Below are 17,067 nucleotides of genomic sequence, written 5' to 3' on the forward strand. Positions count from 1 at the left end.
TCCCTGCATGGACCCAGGAAGCGGTGTCCAGAAGCGCCGGTGAGCTCGCGGCTCACCTGGCTCTAAGGTCAGCTGAGGCGGAGCGAGCCGGTCGGCGAGCGCGCGCCCGGGGGCACGCTGGCGACGCGGTCGGAGTAGCGTCGTTGCGGGCGCAAGGCGACCAGGACGCGGGCCTCGGGTGAGGGCGTGTCTTGCCCGGGCGCGAGCACGCCGAGCTGCTGCAGCGCCTCGCGGCGGACCAGCACCTGCGTGGGCGAGGCGCCGGGCGGCGTGTCGGCGCCGAACAGGGCCTGCGCGGGGGTCCAGACCGCGCGGAAGTGGGGCGCGCGGTCCTGCACGACCGCGACGATGCCGGGCTGAGCCGTGGGGTCGGGCTCGCCGACGACGGGCGCGTAGCCCTGAGTGTCGCGGACGATGGTGACCTGGTCGGTGTCGGCCTCGTAGTGCGGGCCGCCGTCGAACGGGTCGACGCGGCCGCTGTACTGGAAGCCGATGCTCTCGAGCAGCCGCTTGGCGCCGACGGTGTTGGGCCCGACCTGACCGATGATGTCCTGCACGCCCTCGGGCAGCAGGCACGCGTGGATCGGCATGGTCGGGAACAGCCGCCAGATGAACTCCTTGTTGAAGCGGCTGAGGCGGTCGGCCTCGTGGTAGGTGAGGCCGGTGAACTTGTGGCCGAGCGCGTCCCACAGCGGCGAGCGCGTGGTCCCGCCGGGCCCCTGGACCAGCGGCGGCAACAGCTCGGCGAGCAGGCGGTCGCGGAACCACCCGCGGTGGCTCGAGATGAAGACGAAGCGCGCGAGCGACAAGAGGCGGCCGAGCTTGTCGGGGTGATGCCGCAGCTCGGGGCGCAGCACGAGGCCGCCGAGCTCGGTCGGACCGTCGTAGGTCTGGCCGAGGTACAGCATCGTGTGCGTCATGTGGACGTCGTGCACCTCGGAGTTCGGGGTGACGCGGAGGTCGGCGTAGCGCTCCTCCTGCATGACGCGGAAGAACACGTGCGGCTCGTCGGTGTCGCCGTGCTGGGCGTGGATCATCGACGTGCCGACGACCTGGCCGTCGTCGCCCTCGAGCACGAACAGGAAGCGGCGCGTCGGGTCGAAGTCGGGGCTGCCGCGGAACGAGGCCAACGAGCGCTGCAGCAGCTCGTGGATGTAGGGCCGCTCGGGCGGCAGGTTGAGGCTGTTGAGGTGGCGCGCGAGCTCGAAGATCGCATCTTCGTCGCTCATTGCTGCCTCGCGGAACAGGAACATCGGGACACCTTCCAGGGGCTCGATGGAGCGCGTCGTGGCGCCCCGGATCGAAGCTTTCGCCCCAGAGTGTGGCACCGAGGCACGCATGCGGGCGCTCGCAGTGCGAGCCCTCACTGCGTCCGGCACTCACATCACGGTTCGCGCAGCACCGTGATCTTGTCGCCGACGATCTCGAGCGCCTCGGGGTGACCGCCATAATAAGCGGCCATGCCGACGTCGATGCACCACACCGCGCCGTCGCAGGCCGAGAACACGCCCTCCTTGTGGACGGTGTGACCGACGACCAGTCGCTTGGCCGGCACCGCGGCGAGCGTCTCGCGCAGCACCTCGCATTCGGCCGGCTTGGGCTCGAGGCAGTAGCGGCGCACCCAGACCGGGCTCTCGTCGTCCTGCAGCAGCTCGGGGGAGATCTCTCCGTCGCCGCGGAGCCAGCGCTGGACCTCGTCGTTGATCGTGTCGAGGCCGCGACGCACGTGTTGCGGCAGCAAGCCGCCGTGCGTGAACACGGTTTCGCCGACGACGAGGACGACCGGGCGGGTCGCGAGCTTGCGCGCCCACGGGCCACCCGGCGCGAACGCGAGCCAGCGACCGCGCATCGGCTCGGGCACGCGGGCGGCGCGCGGGTCGGCGAGGTCGACGCCGGGCTCTTGCTCGAAGTCGAGGAAGCCGCCGGCGGTCACGTAGCGCAAGTCGCCGGCGGCGTTCATCAGCTCGTGATTGCCGTTCAGCACGTGCAAAGCCCCGCCCGCGGCCCGGGCCTCGGTCTGCAGGCGCTCGAGCAGCTCGAGGATCTTGCGCTCGCCGTCGCCCCGGTCGAGCTGGTCGCCGGTCTGCACGACCACCAGCTCCTTGCCGATCCACTTGTCCTGGGGGTCGATCGCCCCGGCGAGCCGCAGGGCCGCGCGCGTGGCCTCGAAGTCGCCGTGGAGGTCGCCGAGAGCGACCAGGCGCGCCGGCGCTGGCAGACGCGTGGTGGTGGGCGCGGCCGCCGGCGCCGCAGTCGCAGCCGACGGCGAGGCCGGGTTTTGCTCCGCGACCGCCGCCGGGCGTGCGACCTGCTGCGCGCTCGGAGGCCGCCGCGCCGAGTCACAGGCCGCGAAGGAACATGTTCCGAGTGCCAGGATCGCCCCGCACAGGGCAGTACGCGTCGCTCGCCGCGGGTCCTCACGCATGGACCGGGAGCGTAACACGGCGCGCGGATCCGCGGGCCCCGCGGGCGCGGCGATCCGCGGTAACGTCCGAGTGATGGACAGCGGCGCTCCGCAGCTCAACGGCGGCCGGATCCTCGTCGTCGACGACGAGGCGACGATGCGCCGCCTGCTCGAGAAGTTGCTGCGCCTGGAAGGCTACGACGTCGCCCTCGCAAGCTCCGGGGAGCAAGCGCTGCAAGAGGTGTTCGCCCGCGGCGCCGACACCGTGCTGCTCGACATGCGACTGCCCGGCATGAGCGGCCTCGATGTATGTCGAAACATCCGCTCGCACGCGCGGGGGTTCACACGCCGATCGTGTTCATCACCGCGGTGAACGACCGCGAGCTGCGCCGCAAGGGCATGGAGGCCGGCGCCGACGACTTCCTCAGCAAGCCGTTCGACGAGGTCGAGCTGCTGGCACGGATCCGCAACAGCGTGCGGGTCAAGCGCTACTACGACAACCTCGAGCTGCAGAAGGGCGCGCTGGCCCGGGCGATCGACGACCGCACCACCGAGCTGGCGGCGGCGGTGGCCGAGCTGACGCGCATGCAGAGCGAGCTGCGGGCCTCGCACGAGGAGACGATCTATCGCCTGTCGCGCGCGGCCGAGTTCCGCGACGACGAGACCGGGCAGCACCTGCAGCGCATGAGCTGGTACTGCCATTTGATCGGCAGCAAGATCGGCCTGTCCCCGAGCACCTGCGAGCTGCTGCGGATCGCCAGCCCGATGCACGACGTCGGCAAGCTGGGCATCCCCGATCGGATCCTCCTCAAGCCCGGGCGGCTGACGCCGGAGGAATTCACGATCATGAAGACGCACGCGGAGATCGGGTACCGGATCCTCCACGGCTCGACGGCGGAGCCGCTGGAGGTGGCGGCGACGATCGCCCACACGCACCACGAGAAGTGGGACGGCAACGGCTACCCCCGCGGGCTGCGCGGCGAGGAAATCCCGCTGCCGGGCCGGATCGCGGCGATCGCCGACGTGTTCGACGCGCTGACCAGCGCCCGCCCGTACAAGCCGGCCTGGCCGCTCGAGGCCGCGCTCGACCTGATGCGCAAGAACGCGGGCTCGCACTTCGACCCGAACCTCATCGAGGTGTTCTTGAGCCACATCGACGAGGTCCTGGCGATCCGCGACCGCTTCGTCGACGGCCACCCGGAGCCACACCCCGAGTCGGTCGCCCTGGTCGGTTGAACGATTCGCAACGGGCGCCCGGCGCGCGAGCTCGGTGAGGCCACCAGAGCAGGCGCGGCGCGAGAAATCCGCGCGGTCGCCAATTGATCGGCCGCCGGGGACCACTGACCCGATGAGAGGCGTCCTCGGCGGGCGCGCAGGCGCGGGTATGGGACGCCCGCGACCGGCGCGCGGCGCGAGGGGATGTCGACGTATCTCCAGCGAGGCGAGCGGACGATGTTCGGACTGTTTAATCATAAGGGTAATCGCAAGAGCGGCTATGTGCATTGTGGCGGCGCCGCGGCGGTGGCCGTGAGCCTGGCGCTCCTGGGTTGTTCCGGCGGCGGCGGCGGCGGGACCGAGGCCGCGCCGAGCACGGGCGACGAGCCGGGCTCGTCGAGTGACACGAGCGACACGTCGAAACCGTCGACGGACAGCTCCAGCGATCCGGGCGGCACCGACACGACGGCGCCGGGTGAGGTGATCACGGAGGGCGATCCGACCGAGGGCGATCCGACCGAGGGCGACCCGACGGAGGGCGATCCGACGGTGGGGCCGACGACGGAGACGACGACGGAGCCGCCGGGCGAGGCGTGCCACCTGGCCGACGACGACGTCGAGTGCAACCCGCTGGTCGATCGCAGCGCGGAGGTCGCGTTCTCGCCGGAGCACCTCCATCCGCACGCGAGCGAGCTCAAGGCGGCGGACGAGCCGACGGCGCTGGAGGCGTGCGACATCTACGCCCAGGACTGCCCCGAAGGCCAGAAGTGCACGGTCATCGGCCAGCAGTGGGACGAGGTCGCGTGCGTGCCGCTGACGCAGTTCCCGCGCCAGCTCGGCGAGTACTGCGGCCAGGAAGGCGACGGCGACACCTGCGACACCGGGCTGCTGTGCCGCTGGGACCCGCTGGTCAGCAGCCAGATCTGCCAGCCGCTGTGCGGCTGCAGCGCGACGAGCCCGACGTGCAGCGAGAACGAGCGCTGCGTGATCTACAACGGCGGGGCGCTGCCGATGTGCGAGCGCCTTTGCGACCCGCTCGATACCTCGACCTGCAAGGAAGGCGAGGTGTGCATCAAGGGCTCGTGGGTCAACGACTTCTTCTGCAAGATGGACGTGTCGGGCGCGACCGGGAAGCTCGGCGAAGCGTGCGAGGCGGCCAACGGCTGCGATCCGGGCTACTCGTGCGAGGCGCCGGAGTACGTGCCCGGCGGCTGCCCCGAAGGGGCGATCGCCTGCTGCACGCCGTTGTGCGACCTCGAGAATCCGCAGTGCCCGGAGGACTCGAAGTGCCTCGAGTACTTCGGCGGCTTCGGGCTCGAGCCGGCGCAATGCCTCGAGGACGTCGGCTTCTGCACGGTCGAGACGATGCCGCTGACCCGGGCGCAGGAGATGCGATTGTCGATCTGAAGTCGGGGCGCGGCGATCGGGACCTGGGGTTCGCGATTGCCGACTGCGCCTCGCGGGGGTCCGGGGAAGGACCGGCCGCGAGTTAACCGGCCGGATGGGCGCTCGTTCCTCGCGTCCATCCTGCCTCTAATCGCGGCCGGCCCTTCCCCGGACCCCTGGCACGGCTGCAGCCGTGAGAGGCCGACACCCCGTCGCGGGCTTCGATGTGGGCTGTCCTTCGGGTCAGGTGGTGGGGCGCCTGTTCGACGGCCAGGGCTGGCCGCCGAACAGACGCTTCTCGCGTCCTTACCGGGGTGTCTCGGCGGCGCGGGGGCGATAGGGACCTGGGGTTCGCGATTGTTCACTGCGTTGCAGCGAGTCGCGTGGTAATCCCGGCTCCTCGCGGGGAGGGCCGCGGGTCGGCGCCACGGCGTGCTCAGCATCTCCAGCAGATCGGTCAATTGTTGTCTGCGGGGCAGCAGCTCCTGCTGCTTTCTGCGGCTCGTCTCATGGTTGGTCCAGTCGATGGAAACCACGGTGAAGACGATCATCCCGGCGTCGAACCAGACGGTCGTGTTGTCGTTGATCTCCGCGATGAGCCAGAGGACCACGGATGCACCCACCCATATCGGCGCCGACCACAGCATCAGGATGCTCCACCGCCTGGTCTGCGCGAGCTGGTAGTCGACCAGCGAAAGGTTGCGGCGGACCTCCTCCTGCAGCGTGTTGCCGAAGCCGCGCTCGCGCGCCGCCTGGCCCGCGTGGTTAGTAGCGGCGCTGGCGAAGTTTCTTACGCTCGCCGAAAAAATAAGCGGGCGGCCGGGTCATCGTGGGGCGGACCGAGTCGGGAGCCCCCGGTTGGGCCCGGAGTGCCCATCGCGCGCTCAGACTTACTTCACGAGGATGTTGCCGGCGATGATGGCCACGCCATCGATCGTGTCGGCCTCGCCGGTCTCTCGGTTATCCGTGAAGACCAGGCAGCCTTCTTCTCCGATTGCCTGCTCGCGCGGCGCGTGAACGACCACGCCGCAGACCTCCGCGCTGTTGTCGGAGAGAAAAGTAAGACTCGTCACATCGATGAACCAAGGGTCGGCAGGGCCGCCCTTGTCCTGTGGATCGCCAGGCACAAACGCGAAGTCGCCGATCCAGATGATCCTCCCGTGGGCGCCCTCGCTGTCCAGCCACGCGTTGATGCTGATCTGGCTGGGTAACAAAGCTCCTTCTTCGGTGGACGGCACCTCACCGTGCCCGCGGACCACGCCTGTCGCGGCGCTCTTGGCGTTCCCGTCGAGCGAGAGGACGGCGGAGAGGAGAGGCACTACCAAAATGAGGGGAATGTGAGACATCGCGGTTTCCTTCTTGTTGGGGATGCCTCCCGACGTCGCGAACAACCGGTCTATAGGATTGGTCTCCGATGGAGCGCCTGTTCCGTGCGGCGGAATCGGAGGTGTGCCGATGGCGACAGCCGGGATTGCGGCTCGAGAATATCGGCAGTGCGAACATGCGCGACAGACATGCCTGAGATTTTGTCTACAGTCGCACCTGATCGGGGCAAGCGGGCTATTGCGAGCAGATAGCGCAGGGGGCGCCGACGCCCCTCGATCAGGATGGCGATGTTTCAGGGCGTTCTCCGGGGTTCCAGCTCGATTCGCCCGCGGCGCCGGTAGAGCTCGGTGGCGGAGCCTCGCGGGGCGACGCCGGGCTTCCACTCCTGTGACACGATGCACTCCGGCGATGTCGACGGGTCGGTGATCACGTCGACGAACGGGGCGGGAGCAGATCGTCCCAGGTCACGTCCAATAGTGACGACATTCACAATATGGTGTTCAGCGATCTCGCCTCGACCGCAAGCCGCTCACGAGGGCCGCTGGTTCGAGCTGCCGGGCCGCGGCCGACGCGGAGCAACGCCTGGGTTGCGGCGATCCGAGTGCGACGCCGGCAGGCTTCCGTGGGCCCGTGGAAGTCGGGAGGCACGGCAGGCGGCGCCTCGCGTCAGCCGGGCTTTTTGGCCTGTCCCTTGGGACCTGCCCGATCGACCAGCATGCCCTCGCGCAGCATGCGGTCGCGATGGCGGCGCATGCGGGCGAACTCCGGCTCGGCGAAGCTGAGCTCGCCGGTGAGCCAGGCGACGCGCGGGGCCTTGTTCATCAGGCTCTCGTCGTAGGTCGAGTGAGGCAGGCCGAAGAAGTGGCCGAGCTCGTGGGCGAGGGTCAGCGCGCCGGCGATCTTCGACAAGATCACCCAGCGGCGCGAGCGGTCGTCGCGGAAGCGCCAGTGGACGCCGCGGATCTCGCTGCCCGCGACGTCGACGTCGGCGAGGCGGCCGACCACGAACACGTGGGCGACGCCGCGGCTGAAGTGCGGGTCGCCGAGGGCGTCGCGCTCGCTGCGGTCATCGATCTCCGCGTCGGTGGCCGGCAGCGGGTCGGCGGCGACGACTTCGAACTGACGTCGATGGTGGAAAAGCGGGTGTTGGCCTCGGCAATTTGAGAGGAGACCCACTCGACCGTCTGGCTCGCCGCGCCGTCGGTGACGACGAGGTGGAGGTGGACGCCGAAGCAGCGCTTGACCTCGGCGCTGCAGCGCGGCGTCTGCTGCACGTAGGCGGCCAGATCGGGGCTCGTCGGCGAGGCCGCCAGAGACGCCGCGAACGTGGCTGCGAGCAGCATCATCGTCGTCACACCGCCACGTGGGCGAGCCGCAAGATCTCGAAGATCGCGCGGGTCGCCGGCGACTTGTTCAGCGTGTAGAAGTGAATGCCTGGCACGCCGGGGCGCGGGGTCGAGAACGGATCGCCGACCGGCGGGGTGAGCAGCGCGCGGCACTGGTGGGCGGCGTACGAGACGCCGGTCCAGAACACCTCCTGCGGGTCGCCCTCGGTGCTCTGCAGGCGCTGGCGCAGCGGCGCGGGGATGGTCGCGCCGCACATCTGGGTGAAGCGCTGGATCTGCTCGTAGTTGGTCACCGGCATCACGCCGGCGAGGATCGGCACGGTGATGCCGGCCTCGGTCGCGCGGCGGACGAAGTCGTGATAGGTCGCGTTGTCGAAGAACAGCTGGCTGATGAGGAAGTCGACGCCGGCGTCGACCTTGTGCTTGAGCCACTGGAGGTCGGAGGCGCCGCTCTCGGCCTCGGGGTGGACCTCGGGGTAGCAGGCGGCGCCGATGCAGAACGGGCCGCGCTCGCGGATGAAGGCGACGAGCTCGCTGGCGTGGCGGAGGCCGCCCTCGGGGGCGACGAACTGATCCTCGCCCTTGGGCGGGTCGCCGCGCAGGGCGAGGATGTTGCAGATCTCGCGGTCGCCGAGCTGGTCGATGGTGCGGGCCAGCTCGTCGCGGGTGGCGCCGACGCAGGTCAGGTGGGCCATCGGCTCGATGCCGAGCTCGCGCTTGATGCGGGCGACGATGTCGAGGGTGCGGGTGCGGGTGCTGCCGCCGGCGCCGTAGGTGACGGACACGAAGTCGGGGGACAGCGGGGCGAGCTGTTCGAGGCTGCGCCACAGCACGGCCTCGCCTTTTTCGGTCTTCGGCGGGAAGAACTCGAAGCTGAACACAGGCCGTTTGTGGGCCAGGCGCTCGCGGATCAGCATGTCCCCGTCCTCGTAGCACGGGCCCCGGGTCCTGGTCCAGCGGCGCGCGGTTTGGTACATCGGGCCTCATGCGCTGGTTTCAACGCGGCGACATCGACGGGTTCTTCGGCCTCGCGGTCGACAACCTCGTGCAGCTCCTGCTCATCGACGCGCTGTGTCGCCACGTGCTCGGCTTCTCCGACGCGTTGCTCTACGGGCAGGTGCTGCCCGGCGCGGCCGTGTCGCTGCTGGTCGGCAACCTCTACTACGCGTGGCAGGCGCGCCGCCTCGGCCAGGCGCTCGGCCGCAACGACATCTGCGCGCTGCCCTACGGCATCAATACGGTGTCGGCGTTCGCACATGTCTTTTTGGTCATGTTGCCGGCGAAGCTGGCGGCGACCGCCGCGGGCGCGGCCGACCCGACGACGATCGCGTGGCAGGCGGGGCTGGTGGCGTGCTTCGGCTCGGGGCTGATCGAGCTGAGCGGCGCCTTCGTCGCCGAGCGGCTGCGCAAGGCCACGCCGCGGGCGGCGCTGCTGTCGACGCTGTCGGGCGTGGCGCTCGGGTTTATCAGCCTCGGGTTCTTGTACCGCAGCTTCGCGCGCCCGGTGGTCGGGCTCGTCACGCTCGGGGTGCTGCTGCTGGTGTACTTCGGGCGTCTCAAGTTCAAGGGCGGTATCCCGGGCGGGCTCGTCGCCGTCGCGCTGGGGACGCTGATCGCGTGGCTGACGGGCATCGCTCCGGTGGGCGAGGCGCCGGCGCACGGCCACGGCTTGCAGGTGCCGCTGCCGGTGCTCGGGCCGCTGATCGACGCGCTGACCGGCGACATGCTGTGGGCCTACCTCGCGGTCATCGTGCCGATGGGCGTGTTCAACGTGGTCGGCTCGCTGCAGAACATCGAGGCCGCCGAGGCCGCCGGCGACCCGTTCCCGACCACCCCGTCGCTGGCGATGAATGGTTTGGGCACGCTCGCCGCGGCGCTGTTCGGCTCGTGCTTCCCGACCACGATCTACATCGGCCACCCCGGCTGGAAGGCCATGGGGGCGCGCGCCGGCTACTCGATCCTCAACGGCGTGTTCGCCACGCTCGTGTGCCTCACCGGCACGCTGGCGTACATCGCCTGGGCGGTGCCGATCGAGGCCGGCATGGCGATCATCCTGTGGATCGGCATCGTCATCACCGCGCAGGCGTTCGAGGCCACGCCGCGAGAGCACGCGCCGGCGGTGGTGATCGGCATCCTGCCCGGGGTCGGCGCCTGGGGCGCGATGATGGCGAAGGCGGGCCTGCGCGCCGGCGGGGTCGACGGCATGACGAGCGCTATGTCACCCGCGCTGGTGCCCGTCTTCCAGCGCGCCGACGTGTGGATCGACGGGGCCTTCGCGCTCGAGCAGGGCTTCATCTTCACGTCGATGTTCCTCGCGGCGGCCACGGTCGCGGTCATCGAACGCAAGCTGCGTCACGCCGCGGCGTGGTGCTTCGCCGGCGCCGCGCTGTCGGCGCTCGGGTTCATGCACTCGTACGTGTGGACGCCGGCCGACACCGTACTATCCTTGTCGCCCGCCTGGCCTTTCGTACAGGGCTACTTCCTGATGGGCCTGGTGTTCCTCGTCGCCCCGCTGGTCACCACCCGCAGCGACGGCCCCGCTCACTGAGAACCGCCTTGCTGACGATCGCCTCCTGGAACGTCAACGGCCTGCGCGCCCTGGCGCGCAAGCAAGCCCTCACGCCCTGGCTCGCCAGCGGGCCCACCATCGTCGGCCTGCAAGAGGTCCGCGCCAGCGCCGAGCAGCTCGGCGAGCTGGCCCGGCCCGAAGGCTGGCCCTTCGCACATGTCTCATCAGCCAGGAGGCTGGGCTACAGCGGGGTCGCGCTGTTCAGCAAGCTCGCGCCCGACAGCGTCGACACCACGCTCGGGCCCAAGTTCGACGTCGAGGGCCGGCTGCAGCTGGCGCGCTTCGGCAAGCTGGTGGTCGCCAACGTGTACTTCCCCAACGGCAACGGGCAGGACCGCAGCAACGACCGCGTGCCGTACAAGCTGTCGTTCTACCGCGCGCTGCGCAAGCGGCTCGACGCGCTGCGGGCCGAGGGCCTGCGCGTGCTGGTGATGGGCGACTTCAACACGGCCCACCAGGAGATCGATCTGGCCCGCCCGCGCGACAACCTCGGCACCAGCGGCTTCCTGCCGGAGGAGCGGGCCGAGCTCGACCGGTGGATGAAGCGCGGCTATCACGACACCTTCCGCAAGTTCGAGGCCGGGCCGGGCCACTATTCGTGGTGGTGCCAGCGCGGCGGCTGCCGCCAGCGTAACGTCGGCTGGCGCATCGACTACGTGCTGGCGTGCGCCGAGGCGCTGCCGTTCGTCAAGGCCGCGGCGATTCACCCGAGCGTGCTCGGCTCGGATCATTGCCCCGTCAGCGTCACGGTCGATCCGGACATCGTGCGCTGAACGGCTGGGGTCTTCAGGCCCGGCGCTGCGGCGAGGCCTCGTGCTCGCATGGACCCGCGCGCGCCCGCGGTGGTTTCGCCGCCGCCTGCACGCGGGTTCGCCTGCGGATCCAGCGACCTCGGCGTCGCGGGATTTCCGCTGACAAGCGCGGCGACGCGAAGTATGGTGCCCGCCATGCTCCGCACACGCGTCGCCGCAGTCCTCGTCCTCTCGTCGCTCCCCGTGCTCGCCTGTCAAGGCAGCGGCGAACAACAGCCGCCGGCGGCGCAGAAGGGCAAGCCGGCGCGGGCCAAGACCGAGGCCAAGGCCGAGACGAAGCTCGACAGCAAGGAGGTCGAGAAGGCCGGGCCGAGCCAGGCGGCCGAGGCCAAGGCGTTCGTCGACCGCGTCGACGGCGAGCTGCGCACGCTCGCCGTCGCGGCCGGCAAGGCCGAGTGGGACAAGAACACCAACATCACCGACGCCACCGAGAAGGCCGCGGCCGAGGCCAACGAGAAGCTGATGGAGTTCATGGCCAAGACCATCAAGGAGGCCACGACCTTCACCGGCAGCGACATCGACCCCGAGACGCAGCGCAAGCTGCACCTGCTCAAGGTCGCGGCCAGCCCGCCGCCGGCCCCCGGCGACGCGGAGAAGCGCAAGCGGCTGGCCGAGCTCGGCGCCAAGATGGAGGGCATCTACGGCAAGGGCAAGGCGTGCGAGGGGGCGAAGTGCAAGGACCTCGGCGCGCTCGAGGACATCATGGCGTCGAGCCGCAAGTACGACGAGCTGCTCAAGGCGTGGACCGGCTGGCACAAGGTCGCCGTGGAGCTGCGGCCGCTCTACCAGGAGTTCGTCGGCCTGGCCAACGAGGGCGCCAAGGAGATCGGCTACGCCGACCTCGGCGAGCTGTGGCGCGCCGGCTACGACATGAGCCCGGCCGAGTTCGAGCAGGAGACCGAGCGGCTGTGGACGCAGGTGCGGCCGCTCTACGACAAGCTGCACTGCTACGTGCGCGGCAAGCTGGCCGACAAGTACGGCAAGGACAAGGTGCCGGAGGACGGGCTCATCCCGGCGCACCTGCTCGGCAACATGTGGGCGCAGGAGTGGGCCAACATCTACCCGCTGGTCGAGCCGTTCCCCGGGGCTGCCAGCCTCGACGTCACCGGCGCGCTGAAGAAGGCCAAGTACGACGAGGTCAAGCTGGTCAAGCTGGGCGAGTCGTTCTTCACCTCGCTGGGCCTCGACCCGCTGCCGGCGACCTTCTGGGAGCGCTCGATGCTGCAGAAGCCGAAGGACCGCGAGGTCGTGTGCCACGCGAGCGCCTGGGACGTCGACCTCAACGACGACCTGCGGATCAAGATGTGCATCAAGATCAACCAGGAGGACATGGTCACCGTCCACCACGAGCTCGGGCACAACTATTATTATCACTACTATTACAAGCTCCCGGTGCTGTTCCAGAACGGCGCCCACGACGGCTTCCACGAGGCGATCGGCGACGCGATCGCGCTGTCGATCACGCCGGCCTACCTCAAGCAGATCGGACTCATCGGCGACGTGCCGGCCGACGAGAAGGGCCTCATCAACCTGCAGATGCAGGACGCGCTCGAGAAGATCGCGTTCCTGCCGTTCGGCAAGCTGATCGACCAATGGCGCTGGGACGTGTTCTCCGGCAAGACCGCGCCCGAGAAGTACAACGAGGCGTGGTGGGCCCTGCGCGCCAAGTACCAGGGCCTGGCGCCGCCCGAGGGCCGGCCCGACCCGGACTTCTTCGACGCCGGCGCGAAGTACCACATCCCGGCCAACGTGCCGTACACCCGCTACTTCCTGGCGCGGATCCTCCAGTTCCAGTTCCACAAGGCGCTGTGCGAGGCGGCCGGCCACACCGGGCCGCTGCACGAGTGCTCGATCTACGGCAAGACCGCCGCGGGCGACAAGCTCAAGGCGATGCTCGCGCTCGGCTCGAGCAAGCCGTGGCCCGAGGCGATGGCCGCCATCACCGGCACCAAGCAGATGGACGGCGGAGCGCTCATCGAGTACTTCGCGCCGCTCGAGAAGTGGCTCGACGAGCAGAACGCGGGCAAAAAGTGCGGCTGGTGAGCCGCTCGTGAGCCGCGGCGATCCGGCGTATGTTGTTCGACATGCGCCGAGTCGCCGGCCCCTTCCTGATGGCCCTGGCCTGCGGGCCCGAGCCCTCCGACGAGTCCGCGGGCAGCACGAGCGCCGTCACCAGCTTCGGCGAGATCGGCGAGGCCGCGAGCGCGCCCACGACGACGGGCGGCGAGACCTTCGTCGGCTGTGATGTCTTGCTGCGCGGCGACGTCGACGACACCGCTGCCGTGCAGGCCGCCCTCGACGGCGCGAGCGACGGCGCCACGGTCTGCTTCGAGGGATTTTCAAGCTCGGCCCGATCCACGTGGCCGACAAGGCCGGGCTGACGTTGATCGACGCCTACGCGGTCGCTCGCAGCGGCGCAGACGTCGGTCATCCGTCTGCGATCCTCGACTTCGAGGGCGCGACCGCGGCCGTCGGGCTCGGCTTCGAGCGCACGCCGGGGCTGACGCTCTCGTTGCTGGAGATCCGCAACGTCCAGGGCACCGCCCTGAAGGTGGCCGAGAGCGAGGACGTGACGCTGTTTCGCCTGACGCTGCTGCAGGGCACCAGTCCCTCGCCGGACCACGGTCCGGTCGGCCTGCACGTGGAGCGGTCCGGGCGGGTGGCGATCACGGGGTGCCAGGTCGCCTATGCCGCGGACACGGGGATCCTGGTGAGCGACTCGCACGACGTCGCGCTGCGGGGCAACCAACCGGCGGCGAGCGGCGTGGGCCTGCAGGTCCGCGGCAGCGAGCGGGTCGAGATCGACAATCATTATGCCCGGTACAACGCGCTCGGGATCCTCGTGGTCGGCTCCGCCGACGTCGCGCTGTTCGACAGCGACGTGATCGGCAACGATGGCGACGACTCCGCCCCCGCCGGCACGCTCGCGGCGGCGGTGCCTCCGCACGTCGGGGTGATGGTGCTCGCCAGCGATGCGGTCGAGATCCACGGCAACACGATCGAAGACAATCCGACCACGGGGGTCGCGGTCGTCAGCGTCGAGGCGCTGGTCGCGTTGGGCTTGCTGGGGGGCGATCACGGGCTCGAATTCGACGGCTACTCCGAGACGGTCGACATTCACGACAATCTGTTCATGAACAACGGCCTCGCGCCTGCCGAGCTGTTCCGGGACGTGTTCATGCTCGATCCGATGACCCAGCTGGCGTGGGACGGCGTCGTCGACGGAGCCAAGGACAACGGCGACGGGCACCTGAACCTGTGCATCCGCAACAACGGCGACGCCGACTTCGTCGACTTCGACGCGCTCGGGTTCGGGGCCGGCAAGTCCTTCGACCTCGCCCCCCACGATTGCGCTCACCCGCCGCTGCCGCCGGTCGACGTGCCGAGCGGTAGTTAGTCGCCAGCCCGACGAGGAGAGCCGACCTCCTGCGCTCTGGGGGGCGCGGAGGTCGGCTCGGTGTCGGGTCGCTGGATGTCGGTGCTTACGGGCAGGCCTTGGTGCGGCCGACCTTGAGCTGGCAGATCGCGTCGGAGAAGGCGGCGGAGAACACGTCGCGGCGGACGCCGGTGTTCTTGCCGAGGTTGTCGAGGTCGGGGCTGAGCTGGCCGAGCTTCTCGCGGAGGGTCGACTCGGTGGTCCACAGCTCGGCCGCGGCGCGGCGGATCTCCACGTCCTCGTCGAACGCGTTGAACACCGTGACGATCGGCTCCTTGTCGCCGCCGAGGGGCACGCCGGCGGCCTTGACGGCGAGGTTGAAGCGGTCGGCGTCGAGCGAGAACAGGACGTTGAAGTCGTCGCGCGAGGGGTAGAGGGCGCGGATGGCGTCGAGCTCGTTGTCGTCGAAGTCGCCCTCGCCGAGGTTCTGGTCGACCTCCCAGCGCAGGTCGTCGTCCTTGTTGATCATGCCGACGTTGTGGCAGCCCATGCACGACTTGCCGTTGCGGACCACGCCGTCGGGGGCGTTCTTGTCCTGGACGATCTGGATCGGCGCGTCGTCGATGCGGCCGCCGAACTCGTCGACGATCATGTAGCCCTGCAGGCCGTTCGGCAGGTTGTAGATGATCTCGCTGCCGTCCTCCTTGAAGTCGAACGGGTCGACGAACACGTTGGCGTCGCCGGCGTTGCTGCCGAAGTCGTAGCTGATCCAGTACGAGCGGTTGCTGGCGTTGGGGAAGTCGTGGCGCTCGATCACGCGGTGGTTCTCGGACACGCCCGAGTCGTGGAAGGCCGAGCGCGCGACCCGGTTCGGGTTGGTCTCGACCTCCTCCTGGATGTTGGCGTCGACGTTGATGCCGAAGCTCGCCTCCAGCTCCTGGCGGGTCAGCGGGATCCGCAGGACATCGTGGTAGAGCGGCGGCTGGGCCGCTACCTCGACGAACGCGTCGGCCTGCAGCAGGAAGAACTTGGTGCCGGTGGCCTCCTTCACGTCCTCGGCGCTGTCGCCGATGAACTCGATCGCGTAGGGGTCCTTGGCGGCGATGAGCTCCCAGGTGTCCTTGAACGTCTCGGTGACGCCGCCGACGGTCGGGTCGAGCACGTTGCCCGGGGCGTCCCAGTCGTAGTCGCGGATGTCGATGCGGAAGATCAGGTTGTCCTGGTCGATCGGCGTCGGCGCGACGACCTTGATCTCGTTCGACAGGCTGTTGACCAGCTTCGACAGCGCGTGGCGGTAGATGTCGATCTGCTCCGAGCACCAGCCGTAGTTGTAGAGGTGGACCAGGCTGAAGTAGCGGATGAAGGGGCGCGCGTCGGCCGAGATCTCCTGCGTATTGAGCAGGTCGGCGCGGATCATGTCGATCACCGCCGAGCGGGTGATCCACGGGTTGTCGCCGCAGCCGGTGACGCCGGCGCACTCGCCGATCCACTGCTCGACGACGCGGACGTCGTCCTCGGTGGGCCGCTGCGTCTCGCTCGCCGGCGGCATCGGGGCCATGGTCGCGGCCATGCGGCGGTACAGCGCCGAGTTGTTGGGATCGCCGGGCTCGACCTTGCCGTTCTTGATCAGCGCGTCGAGGTTGGTGATGTAGTTGATGCTGCCGAGCGCGGCGCTGTCGGGGCCGTGACACTTGGCGCAGTTGACGTCGAGGATGTCGAGCGTCTTGGCCGACAGCTCGCCGCAGTTGGCGGAGCCGGCCATGCCGTCGGTGCCGCCGTCCGTGGTCCCGGCGCCGGGGCCGGTGGCGGAGTCGGTGCCTTCGGTGCCCTCGGTCTCGTCGCCGCTGTCGTTGCCGGGCAGGACGACCGTCTTACAGGCGCCAGCGGTGAAGAGGGTGAGCGCGGCGGCGGCGAGCGGGATGATGGAGTACGTACGCTGGGACATGGTCGAATGCGTTCGTGAGGGAAATGGACGGGTGGCCTCGCGCCGGGGAACGTCGCGCCCTCCGTGGCGCCCCGAGCGAGCAGGCCGCCTCACGAGCGGCACCACCCGCGGTCCGAGTAACGTCATGCGTCCGCCTCGATCACCGCGGTCGGTAGAAAGTCTAAAGGCGGCTAAAACGTGCATTGAGCCGCTGCTACGCGTTGCAGACATTCTTAGCCGGAATTTTCGAGCACGCCAATGCATTCGAGTCGACAGAGTCCTATGACGCATTTCTCTGTTTTTCGTTCGCGGACCGGTATGGCGCGAATGGCCCATGTTCGATTCGTCGCCGCGCAATCACGGCTCGTGCGACGCGCGCGGCCGATTGGCGCGAGGGCGCGGGGCCGCCTCCACGGCCGCGCTGGGGCTGTTCTCGGCGGGCCACATGGCCTTCGGGACACATGGATGGATCGCCGCGGGCCGCGGGGATTCGGCGGGGTGCGGCGCCGCATTGCGGTCGAGCCCGCTGGCAGAGCGGTCGAGAGCCCCGCGAACCGGCCCGCGCGGCCGAGTCGCCTCGCGGACGGCCCCTGCGATGACGGCCCGAACGCCTGCTCTCGCTCGACTTCGACGAGGGCGATGTCGCGGTCGACGGCCGGCCGACAGAGCCCGTCGAGGTCGGCGACGCCGGCCGTCAGCTCGAGCTCGA

15 protein-coding genes are annotated in these 17,067 nt (G+C 69.5%); 9 read left to right on the plus strand and 6 right to left on the minus strand.

Annotation, left to right across the window (positions count from 1 at the left end; translation table 11 throughout):
• Positions 1-68: 68 nt before the first annotated feature.
• Both OV079_RS39955 and OV079_RS39960 read right to left on the minus strand, forming a co-directional pair.
• Entirely contained in the window at positions 69-1,340 is a 1,272-nt protein-coding gene (locus OV079_RS39955; protein ID WP_338088987.1) for an arginine N-succinyltransferase, read from the minus strand.
• Positions 1,341-1,384: 44 nt separating this feature from the next.
• Positions 1,385-2,425, minus strand: a complete 1,041-nt coding sequence (locus OV079_RS39960; protein ID WP_267774924.1) for a metallophosphoesterase — start codon at positions 2,423-2,425, stop codon at positions 1,385-1,387.
• Between the two features lie 73 nt (positions 2,426-2,498).
• Between OV079_RS39960 and OV079_RS39965 the strand changes: the two genes are divergently transcribed.
• The 4 genes from OV079_RS39965 (at position 2,499) to OV079_RS39980 (ending at position 5,689) form a co-directional block, all read left to right on the plus strand.
• Positions 2,499-2,777, plus strand: coding sequence for a response regulator transcription factor (locus tag OV079_RS39965; protein WP_267774925.1), 279 nt, complete (start codon positions 2,499-2,501; stop codon positions 2,775-2,777).
• Complete coding sequence (locus tag OV079_RS39970) at positions 2,759-3,640, plus strand: HD-GYP domain-containing protein (RefSeq protein ID WP_267774926.1); 882 nt, start codon at positions 2,759-2,761, stop codon at positions 3,638-3,640. Before OV079_RS39965 ends, OV079_RS39970 begins: the two co-directional genes overlap by 19 nt.
• 291 nt (positions 3,641-3,931) lie before the next feature.
• Positions 3,932-5,026 carry a hypothetical protein gene (locus OV079_RS39975; RefSeq protein ID WP_267774927.1) on the plus strand — a complete coding sequence of 365 codons (1,095 nt, stop codon included), beginning with the start codon at positions 3,932-3,934 and terminating at the stop codon, positions 5,024-5,026.
• 516 nt (positions 5,027-5,542) lie between these two features.
• Positions 5,543-5,689: a hypothetical protein gene (locus OV079_RS39980; RefSeq protein ID WP_267774928.1), complete on the plus strand. Its 147-nt coding sequence runs from the start codon at positions 5,543-5,545 to the stop codon at positions 5,687-5,689.
• Positions 5,690-5,895: 206 nt separating this feature from the next.
• Here OV079_RS39980 and OV079_RS39985 read toward each other — a convergent pair whose 3' ends face one another.
• From OV079_RS39985 to metF, 3 genes are all read right to left on the minus strand, one after another.
• A complete protein-coding gene (locus tag OV079_RS39985; protein WP_267774929.1) occupies positions 5,896-6,396 on the minus strand; it encodes a hypothetical protein in 501 nt (166 codons plus the stop codon).
• Positions 6,397-6,997: 601 nt separating this feature from the next.
• Positions 6,998-7,507, minus strand: a complete 510-nt coding sequence (locus OV079_RS39990; protein ID WP_267774930.1) for a matrixin family metalloprotease — start codon at positions 7,505-7,507, stop codon at positions 6,998-7,000.
• A gap of 175 nt (positions 7,508-7,682) precedes the next feature.
• Positions 7,683-8,594 (minus strand): methylenetetrahydrofolate reductase [NAD(P)H], encoded by a 912-nt coding sequence (gene metF / locus OV079_RS39995; RefSeq protein ID WP_267774931.1) that lies wholly within the window; start codon positions 8,592-8,594, stop codon positions 7,683-7,685.
• Between the two features lie 68 nt (positions 8,595-8,662).
• Between metF and OV079_RS40000 the strand changes: the two genes are divergently transcribed.
• The 5 genes from OV079_RS40000 to OV079_RS40020 all read left to right on the plus strand — a co-directional run bounded on the left by OV079_RS40000 (position 8,663) and on the right by OV079_RS40020 (position 14,455).
• Positions 8,663-10,225, plus strand: coding sequence for an NCS2 family permease (locus OV079_RS40000; RefSeq protein ID WP_267774933.1), 1,563 nt, complete (start codon positions 8,663-8,665; stop codon positions 10,223-10,225).
• 11 nt (positions 10,226-10,236) lie between these two features.
• Positions 10,237-11,019, plus strand: a complete 783-nt coding sequence (locus tag OV079_RS40005; protein WP_267778760.1) for an exodeoxyribonuclease III — start codon at positions 10,237-10,239, stop codon at positions 11,017-11,019.
• Positions 11,020-11,193: 174 nt separating this feature from the next.
• A complete protein-coding gene (locus OV079_RS40010; protein ID WP_267774934.1) occupies positions 11,194-13,101 on the plus strand; it encodes a M2 family metallopeptidase in 1,908 nt (635 codons plus the stop codon).
• Between the two features lie 41 nt (positions 13,102-13,142).
• A complete protein-coding gene (locus OV079_RS40015) occupies positions 13,143-13,439 on the plus strand; it encodes a hypothetical protein (RefSeq protein ID WP_267774936.1) in 297 nt (98 codons plus the stop codon).
• Positions 13,418-14,455, plus strand: coding sequence for a right-handed parallel beta-helix repeat-containing protein (locus OV079_RS40020; protein ID WP_267774937.1), 1,038 nt, complete (start codon positions 13,418-13,420; stop codon positions 14,453-14,455). Before OV079_RS40015 ends, OV079_RS40020 begins: the two co-directional genes overlap by 22 nt.
• Before the next feature lie 85 nt (positions 14,456-14,540).
• Here OV079_RS40020 and OV079_RS40025 read toward each other — a convergent pair whose 3' ends face one another.
• On the minus strand, positions 14,541-16,379 hold the full coding sequence (locus OV079_RS40025) for a c-type cytochrome domain-containing protein (protein WP_267774938.1): 1,839 nt from the start codon (positions 16,377-16,379) through the stop codon (positions 14,541-14,543).
• Between the last annotated feature and the right edge of the window lie 688 nt (positions 16,380-17,067).

The sequence above is a fragment of the Nannocystis pusilla genome (assembly GCF_026626665.1).
Classification (GTDB): Bacteria; Myxococcota_A; Polyangia; order Nannocystales; family Nannocystaceae; genus Nannocystis; species Nannocystis pusilla.

Excerpts from the sequence above, each read along its gene's own strand:
- OV079_RS39955 (WP_338088987.1), bottom strand. The coding sequence starts at position 1,340 with ATGCGTGCCTCGGTGCCACACTCTGGGGCGAAAGCTTCGATCCGGGGC.
- OV079_RS39960 (WP_267774924.1), bottom strand. The coding sequence starts at position 2,425 with ATGCGTGAGGACCCGCGGCGAGCGACGCGTACTGCCCTGTGCGGGGCG.
- OV079_RS39965 (WP_267774925.1), top strand. The coding sequence starts at position 2,499 with ATGGACAGCGGCGCTCCGCAGCTCAACGGCGGCCGGATCCTCGTCGTC.
- metF (WP_267774931.1), bottom strand. The coding sequence starts at position 8,594 with ATGCTGATCCGCGAGCGCCTGGCCCACAAACGGCCTGTGTTCAGCTTC.
- OV079_RS40000 (WP_267774933.1), top strand. The coding sequence starts at position 8,663 with ATGCGCTGGTTTCAACGCGGCGACATCGACGGGTTCTTCGGCCTCGCG.
- OV079_RS40010 (WP_267774934.1), top strand. The coding sequence starts at position 11,194 with ATGCTCCGCACACGCGTCGCCGCAGTCCTCGTCCTCTCGTCGCTCCCC.
- OV079_RS40015 (WP_267774936.1), top strand. The coding sequence starts at position 13,143 with ATGCGCCGAGTCGCCGGCCCCTTCCTGATGGCCCTGGCCTGCGGGCCC.
- OV079_RS40025 (WP_267774938.1), bottom strand. The coding sequence starts at position 16,379 with ATGTCCCAGCGTACGTACTCCATCATCCCGCTCGCCGCCGCCGCGCTC.